The following is a 17,262-nucleotide window of genomic DNA, read 5'->3' on the forward strand; positions in this document are numbered from 1 at the left end:
GGGGGTGGGCCGCCCCCCCCGGCGCCGGGGCCGCTCCGCGCCCCGCGCCGCCGCGGCTCTACAACGGGAGCTGCAGGCGGCGGTATCACCGTGCTCCATCCAGCTCCGGGTAATGGCGGAAAATGCCATTCGTGTTGAACGCCAGCCGCCGTTCCGAGCCCAGGTAGGCGGCGATGTTCGGCCGTTTCGCCACCCGTTCCTGCAGTGCACGCAGCAAGGGCAGGGTGGGGCCGAGGGCCTGCATGCGACGCGGAAACATGTAGTCCAGCCCGCTCAGCAGCTGGAACAGTGACAAATCCACGTAGGAGTGTTCGCGCAGCGGGTGGCGACCGCCATTGGCTTTCAGCACCTGCTCGAAGTAGCCGAGGAACTTCGGCAGGCGCTCCCCGCGCATCGCTGCTGCGCGCGCCTTCGCTTCGGTCTTCTGGTCTTCGTAGTACTTCGACGCAGCGATCGGATGATGGGTGTCGTGCACCTCGGCCACCAGATCGGCGATGGTCAGCTGCCACTGCAGTGCCTGCATGCGCCGTGAGGCGGCCTGCGGAACCAGGTCCAGTGTCGGGCCGAGGAAATCGAGAATGGCCGCGACCTGTGCGATGACCTGTCGCCCGGCCTTCAGGAACGGTGGCGCGAAAGGTTGCGCACCTTCGCTGTGGCCGTCGAGGAACGGCTGCATCACCACGTCGCCGTGCACCCGCCCCATGTCGACATAGTCGGCGCCGGCATCTTCCAGCGCCAGCCGCACGAATTCGCCACGGCCCTGGATGCCGGTCCAGTAGTACAGCGCGTACTGCATGAGGCTTCTCCGCAAGACAAGAACAGCAGGGTCGCGCGTACCGCGCAAAGCAGGCGTGAACCACAACGCCAGCGGAACGGGGAGGGAACCCAGCGGAACGAGGGGAGTCACACCTTGTCCATGCAGGTGAAAAGCGAGGTACTGCATCATGCAGAGTGGAAAAGCGGTCTGGCCCTGGGTTCTGGGCGTGGTGGTGGTGGGTGGCGCGGGCACATGGTTGTTCCGCGACCAGTTGCAGGGCCTGGCAGATGGCGTATCGGTGCCGGTGCAATCCACGCCGACCACGGCAGGCGCCGCACCGAAGCCCGCTGCTACCCAGGACCCCGCACCGCCGCCGATCAGGCATCCGCTGGATGCCGAGGCTGCCGCCGACCCGGCGCTGCCGAAGCTTGCTGACAGCGATGCCGCTGCCTGGAGCGCATTGAACCAGCTGTTCAAGGGCGAGGGCGCGTTGACCGTGCTGCTGCGCGATCACCTGATCCAGCGACTGGTTACCCAGGTCGACAACCTGGACAAGGCCAGTGTGCCGCCCACCGCGCTGGCCGCACGGCCACTGCCGGGCAGCCTGCAGGTGGAGCAGGGCGAGGGCGGCGAACGCATCGCTGCGGCCAATGCGGCGCGCTATGCGCCCTATGTGCAGGCCTTCACTGCGATTGATCCAGCGGCCGCGGCCGTTGCCTACAAGCGCTTCTATCCGCTGATCCAGCAGGCCTACGTCGATCTTGGCCGGCCCGACGGCTACTTCAATGACCGCCTGGTGTCAGTCATCGATCATCTGCTGGACACCCCTGAGCTGGCTCAAGCGCCATTGGTTGAGCGCGATGAGCGCGGACGTTACCGCTTCGTCGATGCCACCCTGCAATCGCGCTCGATCGGCCAGAAGGCCTTGCTGCGCATGGACGCGGCGCAGGCGCGGGCGGTCAAGCAGCAGCTGCGGGCGATCCGGGCCGCGATCACCCGTTGAGAGCCCCCGTGGTGCGGATGTGATCCGGATCAACGCGCCGACAACACCCCGTCCGGCATGCTGGCCGCAGGCTGACTGGCCTTCGAATGCAGTCGCAGCCACCCTTGAAACCGGGTGGGGCAACCGCATCTTTCCAGCATCGCCGGCGCGGCCGGCCAAGATGACCGATGAGGTTTCACAATGCGCATGGACAAGCTCACCTCGCGTTTCCAGCAGGCGCTGGCAGACGCGCAGTCGCTGGCGGTAGGCCGCGACAACAGCATCATTGAACCGGTACATGTCTTCAGCGCCCTGCTGGACCAGCAGGGCGGCAGCACGCGGCCATTGCTGGCGCAGGCCGGCGTCAACGTGCCGGTGCTGCGCGAGCGCCTGGACGAGGCGCTTGAAGCGCTGCCGAAGGTGTCCGGCCAGGCCGGCAACCTGTCGATCGGCAACGATCTCAACCGCCTGCTCAACCACACCGACAAGCTGGCACAGCAGCAGGGCGATGCCTTCATCGCCAGCGAGTGGTTCGTGCTGGCCGCACTGGAAGACGGCGGCACGCTGGGCATGGCGCTGCGCGCTGCCGGCGCCGACAAGGCGCGCCTGCAGACCGCCATCGACAAGCTGCGTGGCGGCGAGAACGTGCAGTCGGAGAACGCCGAAGAACAGCGGCAGGCGCTGGAGAAGTACACCATCGACCTGACCGCGCGTGCCGAGAGCGGCAAGCTCGATCCGGTGATCGGCCGTGACGAGGAGATCCGCCGCACCATCCAGGTGCTGCAGCGTCGTACCAAGAACAACCCGGTGCTGATCGGCGAACCCGGCGTGGGCAAGACCGCGATCGTCGAAGGCCTGGCCCAGCGCATCATCAACGACGAAGTGCCCGAAGGCCTGCGTGGCAAGCGCGTGCTGTCGCTGGACATGGGCGCGCTGATCGCCGGTGCGAAGTTCCGCGGCGAATTCGAGGAGCGCCTGAAGGGCGTGCTCAACGACCTGGCCAAGAGCGAAGGGCAGATCATCCTGTTCATCGATGAGCTGCACACCATGGTCGGCGCCGGCAAGGCCGACGGCGCGATGGATGCCGGCAACATGCTGAAGCCGGCACTCGCACGCGGTGAACTGCACTGCGTCGGTGCGACCACGCTGGACGAATACCGCAAGTACATCGAGAAGGATGCCGCGCTGGAGCGCCGCTTCCAGAAGGTGTTCGTGGGCGAGCCGACGGTGGAGGACACCATCGCGATCCTGCGTGGCCTGAAGGAAAAGTACGCGGTGCACCACGGGGTGGAGATCACCGACCCGGCCATCGTCGCCGCGGCCACGCTGTCCAACCGCTACATCACCGACCGCCAGCTGCCGGACAAGGCCATCGACCTGATGGACGAAGCCGCTTCACGCCTGCGCATGGAGATCGACTCCAAGCCGGAGGAACTGGACCGGCTTGAACGCCGCCTGATCCAGTTGAAGATCCAGCGCGAGATGCTGAAGAAGGAAAAGGACGATGCCTCGCGGCAGCGCCTGGCCGATCTGGAAAACGATATCGATGCGCTGGAGCGCGAGTTCTCCGATCTGAACGAGGTCTGGAAGTCGGAGAAGGCCGCGCTGCAGGGCACGACGAAGATCAAGGAACAGGTCGAGCAGGCCAAGGTCGAACTGGAGTCTGCGCAGCGCCGGCAGGATTTCGCGCGCATGAGCGAGATCCAGTATGGCGTGCTGCCTCAGCTGGAAAAGCAGTTGGCGGCCGCCCAGGAAGTGGAGAACCACGACTTCAAGCTGGTGCAGGACCGCGTGACCGACGAGGAGATCGCCGAGGTAGTCTCGCGTTGGACCGGCATTCCGGTCAACAAGATGCTCGAAGGCGAGCGCGACAAGCTGCTGCGCATGGAAGAGGTGCTGCACAACCGCGTGGTCGGCCAGGAAGAGGCGATCAAGGTGGTGTCCGACGCAGTGCGTCGTTCGCGCGCTGGCTTGTCCGATCCGAATCGACCCGGGGGCTCGTTCCTGTTCCTGGGCCCGACCGGCGTGGGCAAGACCGAACTGTGCAAGTCGCTGGCCGAGTTCCTGTTCGACAGCGCCGACGCGATGATCCGCATCGACATGAGCGAGTTCATGGAGAAGCACAGCGTGGCGCGCCTGATCGGTGCGCCCCCGGGCTACGTGGGCTACGAGGAAGGTGGTTACCTTACCGAGGCCGTGCGTCGTCGCCCGTATTCGCTGATCCTGCTGGATGAGGTGGAGAAGGCGCATCCGGATGTGTTCAACATCCTGCTGCAGGTGCTGGACGACGGTCGCCTGACCGACGGCCAGGGCCGCACGGTGGACTTCCGCAACACCGTCATCGTGATGACTTCGAACCTGGGCTCGCACCAGATCCAGGACATGAGTGGCGATGACACGCCGGAGGCCTACACGCAGATGAAGGCGGCGGTGATGGGCGTGGTGCAGGCGCACTTCCGTCCGGAGTTCATCAACCGCCTGGATGACATCGTGGTGTTCCATCCGCTGGACAAGCAGCAGATCAAGCAGATCGCGCGCATCCAGATGCGCGGCCTGGAAAAGCGCCTGGCCGAGCGTGGCCTGAAGCTGGTGGTGTCCGATGCAGCGTTCGATCTGCTCGGCAACGTCGGCTTCGATCCGGTGTACGGTGCGCGTCCGTTGAAGCGTGCGATCCAGGCACAGCTGGAGAACCCGCTCGCCCAGAAGATCCTGTCCGGTGCGTTCGTCAACGGCGATACCATCGAAGTGGGCAACGACGGCGGCCATCTGGTGTTCGCCAAGGCCTGAGCCGGACGGGGCGCTGCATGAGTGCAGCGCCCCGTTTCGGTTGTAGCGACCGGCCGCATCCGGCGCTTGCCGGCAATGCTCAGAACCGGTGCGTATACCCGGTCATCAACCCGAACTGGTTGGCCTTCTGCACGATCGGGCTGTCTGCCGCATCGCCCAGCAGGCGGGTGCCTTCCACGGCGATGTACCAGTTGCCGTTGCGACCGGCGCGATGGCTCCATTTCATGCCCAGGCCGGCGCTGACCAGACCAGCCTTGGGCTTGTGCTGGGCGAAACCGGTGCGAGCGGCCTGGTCAGGGCTGACGCCATACCAGGTCTGCATGTAGCCGCGGTTGCCGTAGTCGGTGGACACGCTGCCGCTGACCACGCCACCGGCCAGATCGAACAACGGCAATTCCAGGTTCAGATGGATCTGCTGGGTCGCAAGGCCGTTGTCGCCCTTGTCGTCGTCTTTCAGCGTGTACTGCCAGGAACCACTCAGCACCGCCTCACCCAGCGTATAGCCAGCCGCCAGGCCGACCAGCGGCCGGGTATCGATATCGCCCATGCCACGCAGGAAGTCCGAGCCGCCGAGGATCGAGTTCTTCTCGCGGCGGCTGCCGCTGCCACCGACGTAGGCACGCACGCGGGTGTGTTCGCCGATCGCCGTACCCCAACCCGCACCGCTGGTACCCAGAAACCAGCCGCCCGGCGAGGTCACGTCGAAGGACAGTGTGGGGGCGGCCTGGAATTCCTCGCTGCCGCTGTAACGCGGGGCGACGCCGCCACCGGCAGCAAGCTCGAAGGTCCACTGGTCATCCTTGGCATGCGCTGCGGAAGCTGCGAACAACGGCAGCACGGCCAGGCCGAGCAGGGTGGGGAAACGGCGAAGGTGGGACATGGCAACTCTCTGCATTGGGAGGAAGTGCAGCGCGCGCATCCGGCGCGTGCTGCTGGGTCGCCAGCGTGGCGGGACGCCAGCGACCAATCCGTCCGCAGTTGTGCGGGAGTTGTAAGCAACTGTAAGCGCGGCCTGTGCCGTTCAGCTGGCAGCCATTGGCCAGTGCATTTCCAGGCGCGCGCCGCCGAGGGTCGCGCGTCCCACGCGAAGTTCGCCATGGTGACGAACCGCGATGCGCCCGGCGATGGCCAGGCCCAGGCCGAAGCCGCCGGTATCGCGGCTGCGGCTGTCATCCAGACGGGTGAACGGGCGCAGCACCTTCTCGCGATCGCCTTCGGCGATGCCCGGGCCATCGTCATCCACGCGCAGGCAGGCCTTGCCGGCCACGCTGACCAGTGACACCTCCACACGGGTGCGTGCGTAGCGCATCGCGTTGCCGACCAGGTTGCTCAGGGCCAGCTGCAGCAGGCGCGGCTCGGCATCAACGCGTGGCAGCGCACTGGGCCACACCTGCAGCACCAGGCCTGCGCGCTCGGCATCGCGCCGCGCGTCTTCCATGCAGGCCTGCAGCCAGTCGTTCGCTTCGATCCGCTGCATGGGCTCGGCGTCGTTGGGATGCTCCAGCCGCTCGTACGCCAACAGCTCGCTGACCAACCGGTTGAGCTCGGCCAGATCGCCATGCAGGCCGGCAGCGAGGTGGGCCCGTCGCGCCTGGTCGTTGCTGTCCTGCATCAGGTCCAGGCCGAAGGCCAGGCGTGCGATCGGCGTGCGCAGCTCGTGGGAAATGGCATGGGTGAGATCGCGCTGCCGTTGCACCAGTTCGGCCACGCGCGCTGCCATGCGGTTGGAATGCTCGACGATGACGCGGATCTGCGAGCGCGGCGATACCTGCGCACGCGCCTGCAGGTCGCCGGCACCGATGCGGTCTGCATGACCCCGCAGCGCCTCCAGGTCGCGCCACAACAGGCGTACCCAGGCATAGAGGCAGGCGCCGACCAGCAGCAGGATGCACAGGTACGCGGCGATGGTCATGTACAGGGTCATCTGCACTTCGCCGGGAAAGCGCAGTTGCAGCCAGCGTCCGTCAGCACCCTCGATGGGCAGCAGCACCTGCTGGTAGCGGTCGCGGACGATGAAGCCGTCCCCGCGCAGGGCACTGCGCTCTTCGTCATCCAGTACCGGTGGTGCATCCAGCAGCGACAGGGCAATGCCGTAGTGCGGTTGCCATTGCGCCAGACGCTGCTCCTGCTGTGGGCGGTCCAGGCCGGCCAGTCCGCTGCGCAGCGCATACACCTGGCCGCGCACCTGCTCGACGAAAACGCGTTCCTGCAGGGGCGTGTAGATGCGGTCCAGCAGCTGGTTGAGGCTGAACACCGACACCAGCAGGCAGGCACCAGTGACGAACCACAGCCACAGGAACAGGCGCTTCACGCCGACCAGGCCGACGGGTTGAACTGGTAGCCGCGGCCCCAGACGGTCTTGATCCGGCGAGGTTCGCGCGCATCGTCGCCCAGCTTGCGGCGCAGCTTGCCGATGCAGACATCCACGCTGCGGTCCAGTCCATCGAAACCGATGCCGCGCGCCGCCTGCAGGATCTGGTCGCGCGAGAGGATCTGCCCGGGTTGGCTGGCCAGCAGCCAGAGGATCTCGAACTCGGTGGTGCCCAGTTCCACCGGCTGCCCATGCAGGTGAACCTCGCGCTGCACGCGATCGATCAGCAGTTCCCCATGCATCAGCCGGCACGGCACGCCGGCAGGGCCGCTGCCATGGCGACGGCGCAGCAGCGCGCGCAGGCGTGCCAGCAGCAGCCGCGGCTCGATCGGCTTGTGCACGTAGTCATCGGCGCCGGACTCCAGGCCCAGCACCTGTTCGATATCGTCCTCGCACGCGGTCAGCATCAGGATCGGCACGTCGGAAAAACTGCGGATCTGCCGGCACACATCGATGCCACCGAGGCCAGGCAGCATCAGGTCCAGCACCACCAGTTCCGGCGCGTGCTGGCGACAGGCCGCGCTGGCCAGGTCGCCTCGCGGCACGTGCTGCACGGCAAATCCATGTTCGCGCAGGTAGTCGCTGACCAGCTCGGCCAGGCGGCGATCGTCCTCGACCAGCAGCACCTGGGTCGGGTTGCCAGCGGCGGGAGTCCACGGGGAGGGCTGCATCGGTAGGGCGTCCTTGTCCGGGTCGAAGGGCCCGGCGGCGAAGCCTAGCAACGGCCCATGACGACTGCCTGAATCCTGGGCAACCTGATAACCGCAGGTACTGGCGTCATCGCCAGGGGCTCTCAGTGGCGGGTGAAGGGTGGCCTATGGTGGACGTTTCCCCGGATGGAGCCTGGTGCAATGAGCGATCCGCAGTGGCAACTGGAAACCCTGGCCGTGCACGGCGGCTATCGCCCCGACCCGACCACGCGCGCGGTGGCGGTGCCGATCTACCAGACCGTGGCCTACGCATTCGATGACACCCAGCACGGGGCAGACCTGTTTGACCTGAAGGTGCCGGGCAACATCTATACGCGCATCATGAACCCCACCACCGACGTGCTGGAGCAGCGCGTGGCGGCACTGGAAGGGGGCATCGGCGCGTTGGCACTGGCCTCCGGGCAGGCGGCGATCACCTATGCAATCCAGACCATTGCCGAGGCTGGCGACAACATCGTCGCCGCCAGCGCGCTGTATGGCGGCAGCGTCAACCTGCTGGCGCACACGCTGCCGCAGTACGGCATCCAGACGCGTTTTGCCGATCCGGCCGACCCTTCCGCGTTCGCCGCGTTGATCGACGAGCGCACCAAGGCGGTGTTCGTCGAATCGATCGGCAACCCGCGCGGCAACGTCACCGACATCGCCGCGATCGCCGAGGTCGCGCATGCGGCGGGCGTGCCGCTGATCGTCGACAACACCGTGGCCACGCCGTTCCTGCTGCGCCCGTTCGAACATGGCGCCGACATCGTCGTGCATTCGCTGACCAAGTACCTCGGCGGCCACGGCACCAGCCTGGGCGGGGCGATCGTCGATTCGGGCCGCTTCGACTGGACGGCACAGCCGCAACGCTTCGCCCGCTTGAACCAGCCCGATCCGAGCTATCACGGTGTGGTCTATACCGAAGCGCTCGGCGCGGCGGCGTACATCGGTCGTGCGCGGGTGGTGCCATTGCGCAACACCGGTGCCGCGTTGTCCCCGTTCAACGCCTTCCTGATCCTGCAGGGCATCGAGACCCTGGCCCTGCGCATGGAGCGGATCAACGCCAACGCGCTGGCCGTGGCGCAGTACCTGCGCGCGCATCCGAAGGTGGCCTGGGTGCGCTATGCCGGGTTGCCCGAAGATCCCGAACACACGGCGGCGCAGCGCTATCTGGGCGGCCACGGCTCCGGCGTGCTGACCTTCGGCCTGCCCGGCGGGCGCGTTGCCGGCGCGCGTTTCCTTGATGCACTGAAGCTGTTCACCCGGCTGGTGAACCTGGGGGATGCGAAGTCGCTGGCCACCCATCCAGCGTCGACCACCCATCGCCAGCTGGATGCGGCCGAGCTCGCCAGGGCCGGGGTCAGCGAGGACACCGTGCGCCTGTCGATCGGCATCGAGCACATCGGTGACCTGCGCGCTGACCTGGAGCAGGCCCTGGCCGTCACCTGAGGGTAGGCAATCGCGCAGGATCGGTTACGCGCGCGGGCGGGGGATCAGGCACGATCGCAGCCATGTCCTCGATGGGAGATGGTCATGAAACGGCTTGCAGGCCTGCGCCAGGCGCAGGGAATCGAACGGGTCATCGACCATCTGCAGGCATGCCTGCGTGAGCAGCAGGCGCTGCCGGATGTAACCGCGCTGGCGACAGTGGCGCATCAGTCGCCCTATCACTTCCAGCGCCTGTACCGGGCGCTGACCGGTGAAAGCCCGGGGCAGACGCTGGATCGCCTGCGTCTGCTCAACGCCTTGCAGGCGCTGCAGCAGCCCGATGCAAGTGTCACCGACGCCGCATTGGCCGCAGGCTACGAAAGCGCTCAGGCCCTGGCGCGGCGCTGCCGGCAGCGCCTGGATACCACCCCGCGCGCGCTGCGCGCCGATGCAGCGCTGCGGCAGCGATGGCAGCAGGTATTGGCACAGCCGCCGGCCGACGTGGACGCAGAGACCGCTACCCCGTTGAAAGTGGAAGTGCGCGCGCTGCAGCCGTTCGAGGTCGTGCTGTTGCGCGCACAGGGTGCCTTCGGTGATCTCGACGCCAGCTTCGGTCGCTTGTTTGAATGGGCGCAGACGCAGGGCTTGGCCGATGATCTGCTGCATCTGGTGGGCATCGCCGTCGATGACCACCGTGACGTACCGGCACGGGTGCACCGCTTCGACTGCGGCATCGGATTCGCCACGGAGTTGCCGCCCTTGTCATCGCCGCTGCGGCGGCAGGCCCTCGGAGTCGGACCGCATGCGGTTGTCCACCACGTCGGCCCCTATGAGCAGCTGCAGGCAGTGGGTGACGTACTGCTGCGCGACTGGTGGCCGGACAGCGGGCATGCACTTGCCGAAGCGCCCCTGTATTTCCACTTCCTGGATGATCCCGAACAGATACCTGCGCACCAGCTGCGCGCCGACGTCTGCCTGCCGCTGGCCGGCTGATAGCCACCGGCTTGGTCGTCATCGCCACAGGCGATCACCACCACTGCAGGAACGCGCTACGGTAGAGACGCTCTCCAAGGGCGTGGCGATATCATCCCCGGCCGATGCGGGTCGGCCGGGGATTTTTTTAGGTGCAACCAACCCCGGTAGATCCACGCCATGCGTGGATGAATCTCAATCGAAATCGATTTTTCAACGATTGAACGAAGAACATCCACGCATGACGTGGATCGACGTGTCGACCAAGGTCGACACCCACCAAGAGCATTTACCAACAGCAGTGGGAACCTGTCGAAGGCGGGGTGGATCCGGTTGCGGGGGCGTGAGCCGCATGGATGCGGCGACCGAGCTTACAGGGACGTACTTGCAGCGCCCCCCGCAACCGGACCCACCCCGCCATCCCGCAGGAAGCCAGCTCTGGCTGTTGCTTCGGCAGTTGCAGTTGCCACCGCAGGCGCAGGGCGCAGCCCTGCCGCACAGCCCTCACACCACCGGAATGCTGTGCTGCCCAAGACTGCGATACGGCGGAGTCGCCATCACCATTTCCGCCAGCGAGTAGGCCAGCTCGCGCTCGGCCATCACCGTACCGTCGGCACCATGTTCAAGCAGATGCTTCACTTCGGCATCGCTGTGCGCGCGCGCCAGCAGGGTCAGGTTGGGGTTGATCGCACGCAGCTTGGCCAGGGTCTCACCGGCTTCCAGCGGCTGCGGGATCGCCAGCACCGCGATCTTCGCGCGCTCGGGATGGGCCTCGGCCAGCACCTTGTCCGACGCGGCGCTGCCGCGGATGCCGGGCAGGCCCGCCGCATGCGCTTCGGCAACATGTTCCTTGTTGTCGTCGATGATCATCACCGGCACGCCACGGTCGCGCAGCACCTGTGCCAGCGCGCTGCCAACGCGGCCGTAGCCGATGACGATGGCATGGTCGTGCAGGTCCAGCGACGGTCCTGGCGGCAGCTCGGTCTCCACCGCCGTAGGCGTGGTTTCCTGGTGCTTCAGCAGCCAGCGGTCGAGCAGACCGAACACCAGCGGATTGAGCATGATCGAGATCAGCGCGCCGGCCAGCACCAGCGCCTGGCCGGTGGGCGGCAGGATCTTCAGGGTCACGCCGAGGCCGGCGATGATGAAGGCGAACTCGCCGATCTGCGCCAGGCTGGCCGAGATCGTCAATGCGGTGCCGGTCGGGTGGCCGAACGCGCGCACGATGAAGAACGCCGCCGCCGACTTGCCGAACATGATGATGCCGGCGGTGGCCAGCACCTGCCACGGGTGCTCGATCAGAATGCCGGGATTGAACAGCATGCCCACCGAAACGAAGAACAGCACCGCGAATGCATCACGCAGCGGCAGTGAATCGCTGGCCGCCTTGTGGCTGAGTTCGGATTCATTGAGCAGCATGCCGGCGAAGAACGCGCCCAGCGCGAACGACACACCGAACAGCATCGCCGAACCGAACGCCACGCCCAGCGCGATCGCCAGCACCGACAGGGTGAACAGTTCGCGCGAGCCGGTACCGGCGATGCGCTCCAGGATCCACGGAATGACCCGGCGCCCAACCACCAGCATCACCGCCACGAACAGGCCCAGCTGCACGAACGTCCAGCCGATGCTGGCCAGCACGCTGCCGATGGTGTGGTGTTCATTGGCCGCGTCGGGCCCGAACACGCCGGCCATCACCGGCATCATCACCAGTGCCAGCACGCAGGCCAGGTCCTCGACGATCAGCCAGCCGACCGCGATCTTGCCGCGCTGGGTTTCCAGCAGGCGGCGCTCTTCCATCGCGCGCAGCAGCACCACGGTACTGGCCGTAGCCAGCGCGAAACCAAACACGATGCCGTGGATGACCGGCCAGCCCATCAATGCCGCCAGGCCCCAGCCGAGCAGGGTGGCGACCAGGATCTGGCCGATGGCACCGGGAATGGCGATGGCCTTGACCGCCATCAGGTCCTTCAGCGAGAAGTGCAGGCCGACGCCGAACATCAGCAGCATCACGCCCAGCTCGGCCAGCTGGTTGGCCAGCGCCTGGTCGGCGACGAAGCCCGGGGTGAACGGACCGACGCAGATGCCAGCAACCAGGTAACCGACCAGAGGAGACAAGCGGAGCTTGTTGGCCAGCGCGCCGAAGATGAAGGCGAGCCCGAGACCAACGGCAACGATGTTGATCAGGTCGGTGTCATGGTGCATCGGCTCTCGCAGGAAACAGGGGGGTACCCCGATTTTCACCGATACGGCCAGATACGGCAAACCCGCAGGCCATGATCCGTGGCCTGCGGGTGCCCACGCGTTGTTGCCGGCCAGCGGCCGGCACTAGCAGAGCAGCCGCCGGGCAGGGCCCGGCACTCCCGCTACCGCTTACCAGTTGTACTTGATCCGCCCATACACATACGCGCCATTGAAGCCGAACGGCGAGTAGTTGCTGTACGGGAGCATGCCGAACGTGGAGTTCTGCAGGTCTTCGGTGCGGTCCGGGTACTCGTTCAGCAGGTTGTCGGCACCCACCGTCAGCGTCCAGTTGGCACTCGGCTTGTAGCTGGCCGAAGCATCCAGCACCCACTTGTCGCCGTAGGTCTGGTCACGCGCGGCCGTGGCCGAGTTGCGCACGGTGAACTTGCCGTAGCGGGTCGCCGCCAGGCCCAGTTCCCAATGGTCCGAGCGCCAGGTGCCGCTGAGGATGGTCTTGTCGTGCGGGTAGCTGTCCTCGATGCGGCCAATCTCATCGCGGCCGATCAGCGACTGGGTCAGGCCCAGCGTGCCGAACACCGCCGGGGTGCCACCCACGCGCTGCACTTCGGTGTCGTTGTAGCTGTACGCCGCGGTCAGTTCCAGGCTGCTGGCGCTGAACGGCACGGTGTAGCTGGACACGAAGTCGACGCCACGGGTGCGCGTATCCAGGCCGTTGGTGAAGTACGAGAAGGCAGTCACCTGCGGCAGGCCCAGCCCGGCCAGCAGCGCACTGGAAGCGGCGTTGGTGGTGATGCTGGACGACAGCGCGATGCGGTTGTCGATGTCGATCTGGTACGCATCGACGGTGACGTACAGGCGGTCGATCGGCTGCAGCACCAGGCCCAGGCTGTAGGAGGTGGACGTCTCGGCCTTCAGCGGCGAAGCGCCCAGCGCCTGTGCGGCCTGGCTGGTGGTCGGGAAGGTGCCGCGTTCGACGAACACGCCGTTGGTGAACTGGCTGGTCACCGCCTGGTAGCCCTGCTGCGGCAGCGACGGCGCGCGGAAGCCGCTGGAGGCGGTGGCCCGCAGCGCGACCTTGTCGGTGAACGCGTAGCGCGCCGACAGCTTGCCGGAGAAGCGGTCACCGAAGTCCGAGTAATCCTCGTAGCGGCCGGTGATGCCGGCGGAGAACTTCTCGGTCAGGTCCGCTTCCAGGCCCGCATAGACCGCGTAGTTGTGGCGGTCGGTGTGCACTTCGTTGGTCGGGGTGAAGCCGGCGAAACCCTGCGCGCCGGTGCCGGTGTAGGAGTTCAGTTCACCCGGGTTCTGGTCCCACTTCTCGCGGCGGTACTCACCGCCGAAGGACAGCGTGACCGGATAGGCCAGTCCCCAGTCCAGCGACTTGGTCAGGTCGGCGTTGAAGATGTCCTGCTGGTACTTCAGCGTGCCGTCGTAGAACGAACGCGGGCTGGTGGCGCCCAGGCTGTAGTTGATGCTGTTGCGGGTGTGGAAATCCAGGGTGTTCTCGCCGTGGTTCAGGCTCAGGTCCCAGGTCCAGCCGTTGTCGGTGTTGCCTTTGACGCCGGCCACCAGCGAACGGTCCTTGGAATACTGGTTGATCTGCGGCACATAGCCGTCCGGGTAGGTCTGCGCCAGCAGCGCGGTCTGCCCGCTGTGGTTGCGCGAACGGTAGAACGCGAACGAGGTGATGTCGCGGTTGCTGAGCAGCGCGCTGGCGTAGCCGGTCACGTGGTCGCTGAAATCAAAGCTGGCGTTGACCGAGGCAGCGGTGGCGTCGACCTTCGGGTCGCCGACAATGAAGGTGGTCTGGCCAACGCTGGGGAAGTTGCCGGTGTTGGGCGTGGTGCCGCGGTAGGGGCCGGCGCGGTCGCTCTCGTCCTGCTGGCTGATCTGGCCGGCCACGTGCACGCGGCCACGGCCGTTGCCGAATTCCACGCCGGTATCGCCGGACAGCTGGTACTTGTTGCCGTCGCCGGCCGAATACTGGCCGTAGTCGACGGCCAGGCTGCCGCCACTGCCGCTGCCCTTCAGCACGATGTTGATGACGCCGGCGATGGCATCCGAACCGTACTGTGCGGAGGCGCCGTCACGCAGCACCTCGACGCGCTCGATGGCGGCGATCGGAATCGCGTTGATGTCCACTGCCGACGAGCCACGGCCGATGCTGCCGTTGACGTTGATCATCGCCGAGGTGTGGCGGCGCTTGCCGTTGACCAGCACCAGCACCTGGTCCGGCGACAGGCCGCGCAGCTGTGCCGGGCGCACACCGCTGGTGCCGTCGGTCAGTGCCGGGCGCGGGAAATTCAGCGAGGGCAGGGCACGCGACAGCGCGGTGGCCAGCTCACCGGTGCCGGTGGACTGCAGGATTTCGGGGGTGATGATGTCGATCGGCGACTGCGATTCGGCGACCGTGCGGTCGGCCACGCGGGTGCCGGTGACGATCACCGTGTCCAGGGTGTTGGCGGCGGTGCCGGCCTGCTGGGCGGCGGCAACGAACGGAGAACCACCGAGTGCGACAGCGACGGCGGCGGCGATCAGGCTGGTCTTGCGGGTCATCGGGAGGGGGCTCCGGTTGGCGGGATGGCACCGGAATCGACATCACGGGGGTGAGCGGACGACGGTTGTTGCGGTGCGCAATACAGGAATTAACGGGATATTCAGTGCCTGTCAAATGCCGGTCATCAGAAAAAACGTTGCAGCAGCAACCATTTAGCTGCGACAGGCAGTGACGGGGGAGGGGCCCGGGAGGCGCGCGGACAGGACGTGGGAGAGAGGAACGTCGCCCGCCGCGCATCCCGGGGCGCGTCAAGTATTCGTTAACGCTAGAATTGCGTCGCAGGAACAGTGCTTACCAGCACATTCCATTCGGTTATATGGACGCCTCCCCCCATGATTTCGCTTCGTAATTTCGCCTTGCGCCGCGGCGAGCGGCTGCTGTTGTCCAATGTCGACCTGACTCTGCATGCCGGTTACCGGGTAGGCGTGGTCGGCCGCAACGGTGCTGGCAAGTCCAGCCTGTTCGCGGCGGTGAAGGGCGAGCTGGAGGCCGACAAGGGTGACGTCGACCTGCCCGGCAAGATCCGCATCGCCAGCGTCGCCCAGGAAACCCCGTCGCTGCCGGACCCGGCGCTGAGCTTCGTGCTGGGCGGTGACGTCGAGGTGGCAGCGGTGCTGGCCGCCGAGGCCGAAGCCACCGCCCGCGAGGACTGGGAAGCGGTGGCCGAGGCGCATACGCGCATGGCCGAGCTGAACGCCTACGACGCCGAAGCGCGCGCCGGCAAGCTGCTGCATGGCCTCGGTTTCCCGGCCGAAACACACCACCGCGCGGTGTCCTCGTTCTCCGGCGGCTGGCGCGTGCGCCTGAACCTGGCCCGCGCGCTGATGATGCCCAGCGACCTGCTGCTGCTCGACGAACCAACCAACCACCTGGATCTGGACGCGGTGTACTGGTTGGAACAGTGGCTGCTGAAGTACCCGGGCACCCTGCTGCTGATCTCGCATGACCGCGAGTTCCTCGACAACGTCGCCACCCACACCCTGCACCTGCACGGTGGCGGCGCGAAGCTTTACCCGGGCGGCTACACCGACTTCGAGCGCCAGCGCGCCGAACAGCTGCGCCAGCAGCAGATCGCGCACGAGAAGGAACAGGCCGAGCGCGCCCATCTGCAGAGCTTCATCGACCGCTTCAAGGCCCAGGCCAGCAAGGCCGCGCAGGCACAGAGCCGGATGAAGCGCCTGGCCAAGCTGGCCGGTACCGAAGCAGTGCGCGCCGAGCGCGAGTTCCGCATCGAGTTCGCGCCGCCGGCCAAGCTGCCGTTCTCGCTGATCCGCCTGAACCACGTCGAGGCCGGCTACGGCAGCGACTCGGTGATCCTGCACAACGTGGGCTTCGGCCTGGAAGCGGGCCAGCGCATCGGCCTGCTGGGCCCGAACGGCGCCGGCAAGACCACCCTGGTGAAGACCCTGGTGGGCGAACTGGCACCGATCGCCGGCGAGCGCGCCGCGCACCCGGACCTGCGCATCGGCTACTTCGCCCAGCACACGGTCGAGTCGCTGCATGAAGGCCAGTCGCCGATGGAACACTTCCGCGACCTGGCCCCGGACGCACCGAACCAGTCGTTCCGCGATTTCCTCGGCAAGTGGAATTTCCCGGGCGACCGTGCCTTCGAACCGGTGGACGGCTTCTCCGGCGGCGAGCGCGCGCGCCTGGCGTTGGCGCTGATCGCCTACCAGCAGCCGAACGTGCTGCTGCTCGACGAACCGACCAACCACCTTGACCTGGAAATGCGCGAAGCGCTGGCCGAAGCCCTGGCCGATTTCGACGGCGCGATCGTGATGGTCTCGCATGATCGCCATCTGATCGGCCTGGTCTGCGACACCTTCTGGCGCGTGGCCGATGGCGTGGTCGAACCGTTCGACGGCGATCTCGACGCGTACGCCGCCTGGCTGCGCACGCGTCCGCAGGCGCAGGGCACCAAGGTACGCATGGAGCAGGTGGAGGAACCGGTGGTGGTCAAGACCGCACCGGTCGCGCAGATGGTGCAGAAGAAGCCGGTCAACCCGCACAAGCTGGCCAGTGCCGAAGCCAAGGTCGCCGAGCTGGAAGGCGTGCTGGCCGAACTGGACCGGCAGCTTGCCGACTCGAGCAACTACGCCGATGCCACGCGCATGGCGGTGCTCGGCCGCGACCGCGAAGCCACCGCCGCGCAGCTGGAAAAGGCCGAAGCGGCCTGGATGGAACTGCTGGAGTCGTAACCGGCCGTGTCGGCCGCTGGCCCACAACGCGATGCGACCAATGTCCTGTGTAGAGCCGAGATCCTATGTTTGTGGTCAAGCCTGCTGGAAGCAGGCTTGACCCACTTTCAGCATGGCTGGATCAAAGTCCCGACCGCTCTTGAAGACGCCCCAGGCGATCTTGGCCAGCTTTCTGGCCAGGATGTTGAAGCTGGCGGTACTGCTGTGGCCGCGTTCGCGGATGGCCGTGTAAAGGGGTTTGCCGCCTTTCGATCGGGTCAGGCCCATGGCAGCCATGTAGAGGATCTGGCGCAGGCTGGCGTTGCCACGCTTGGAC

Annotated in this window: 11 protein-coding genes and 1 pseudogene; 5 read left to right on the plus strand and 7 right to left on the minus strand. The window is 66.6% G+C overall.

Annotated features, from left to right (window positions below):
• Window positions 1-85: 85 nt before the first annotated feature.
• Entirely contained in the window at window positions 86-796 is a 711-nt protein-coding gene (locus AC13GI_RS18400) for a glutathione S-transferase (protein ID WP_099820886.1), read from the minus strand.
• Between the two features lie 148 nt (window positions 797-944).
• Between AC13GI_RS18400 and AC13GI_RS18405 the strand changes: the two genes are divergently transcribed.
• Together AC13GI_RS18405 and clpB are read left to right on the plus strand one after the other, a co-directional pair.
• Window positions 945-1,760, plus strand: a complete 816-nt coding sequence (locus AC13GI_RS18405; RefSeq protein WP_099820887.1) for a DUF3014 domain-containing protein — start codon at window positions 945-947, stop codon at window positions 1,758-1,760.
• Window positions 1,761-1,940: 180 nt separating this feature from the next.
• Window positions 1,941-4,526, plus strand: a complete 2,586-nt coding sequence (gene clpB, locus AC13GI_RS18410; RefSeq protein ID WP_180165702.1) for an ATP-dependent chaperone ClpB — start codon at window positions 1,941-1,943, stop codon at window positions 4,524-4,526.
• 79 nt (window positions 4,527-4,605) lie between these two features.
• Here clpB and AC13GI_RS18415 read toward each other — a convergent pair whose 3' ends face one another.
• The 3 genes from AC13GI_RS18415 to AC13GI_RS18425 form a co-directional block, all read right to left on the minus strand.
• Window positions 4,606-5,406 (minus strand): MipA/OmpV family protein, encoded by an 801-nt coding sequence (locus AC13GI_RS18415; protein WP_380655905.1) that lies wholly within the window; start codon window positions 5,404-5,406, stop codon window positions 4,606-4,608.
• Window positions 5,407-5,547: 141 nt separating this feature from the next.
• On the minus strand, window positions 5,548-6,837 hold the full coding sequence (locus AC13GI_RS18420; RefSeq protein ID WP_482997003.1) for an ATP-binding protein: 1,290 nt from the start codon (window positions 6,835-6,837) through the stop codon (window positions 5,548-5,550).
• The gene (locus AC13GI_RS18425; RefSeq protein WP_099820891.1) at window positions 6,834-7,568 is read right to left on the minus strand and encodes a winged helix-turn-helix domain-containing protein; all 735 of its coding nucleotides are present in this window, start codon (window positions 7,566-7,568) and stop codon (window positions 6,834-6,836) included. Before AC13GI_RS18425 ends, AC13GI_RS18420 begins: the two co-directional genes overlap by 4 nt.
• Before the next feature lie 180 nt (window positions 7,569-7,748).
• Here AC13GI_RS18425 and AC13GI_RS18430 point away from each other — a divergent pair, with 180 nt between their 5' ends.
• Both AC13GI_RS18430 and AC13GI_RS18435 read left to right on the plus strand, forming a co-directional pair.
• On the plus strand, window positions 7,749-9,035 hold the full coding sequence (locus AC13GI_RS18430; RefSeq protein ID WP_482997004.1) for an O-acetylhomoserine aminocarboxypropyltransferase/cysteine synthase family protein: 1,287 nt from the start codon (window positions 7,749-7,751) through the stop codon (window positions 9,033-9,035).
• Window positions 9,036-9,119: 84 nt separating this feature from the next.
• Window positions 9,120-10,007, plus strand: coding sequence for an AraC family transcriptional regulator (locus tag AC13GI_RS18435; RefSeq protein ID WP_482997005.1), 888 nt, complete (start codon window positions 9,120-9,122; stop codon window positions 10,005-10,007).
• 483 nt (window positions 10,008-10,490) lie between these two features.
• On the opposite strand, the gene ybaL is transcribed toward AC13GI_RS18435, so the two are convergent.
• On the minus strand, window positions 10,491-12,191 hold the full coding sequence (ybaL, locus tag AC13GI_RS18440; RefSeq protein ID WP_482997006.1) for a YbaL family putative K(+) efflux transporter: 1,701 nt from the start codon (window positions 12,189-12,191) through the stop codon (window positions 10,491-10,493).
• A 168-nt stretch (window positions 12,192-12,359) separates the two neighbouring features.
• Complete coding sequence (locus AC13GI_RS18445; RefSeq protein ID WP_482997007.1) at window positions 12,360-14,747, minus strand: TonB-dependent receptor plug domain-containing protein; 2,388 nt, start codon at window positions 14,745-14,747, stop codon at window positions 12,360-12,362.
• Between the two features lie 333 nt (window positions 14,748-15,080).
• Here AC13GI_RS18445 and AC13GI_RS18450 point away from each other — a divergent pair, with 333 nt between their 5' ends.
• Window positions 15,081-16,946, plus strand: a complete 1,866-nt coding sequence (locus AC13GI_RS18450) for an ABC-F family ATP-binding cassette domain-containing protein (RefSeq protein ID WP_482997008.1) — start codon at window positions 15,081-15,083, stop codon at window positions 16,944-16,946.
• Window positions 16,947-17,021: 75 nt separating this feature from the next.
• On the opposite strand, the pseudogene AC13GI_RS18455 reads toward AC13GI_RS18450, so the two are convergent.
• Window positions 17,022-17,262: pseudogene (locus tag AC13GI_RS18455) on the minus strand (IS110 family transposase); the annotation flags it as partial.

Source organism: Stenotrophomonas sp. 82F1, from assembly GCF_056861525.1.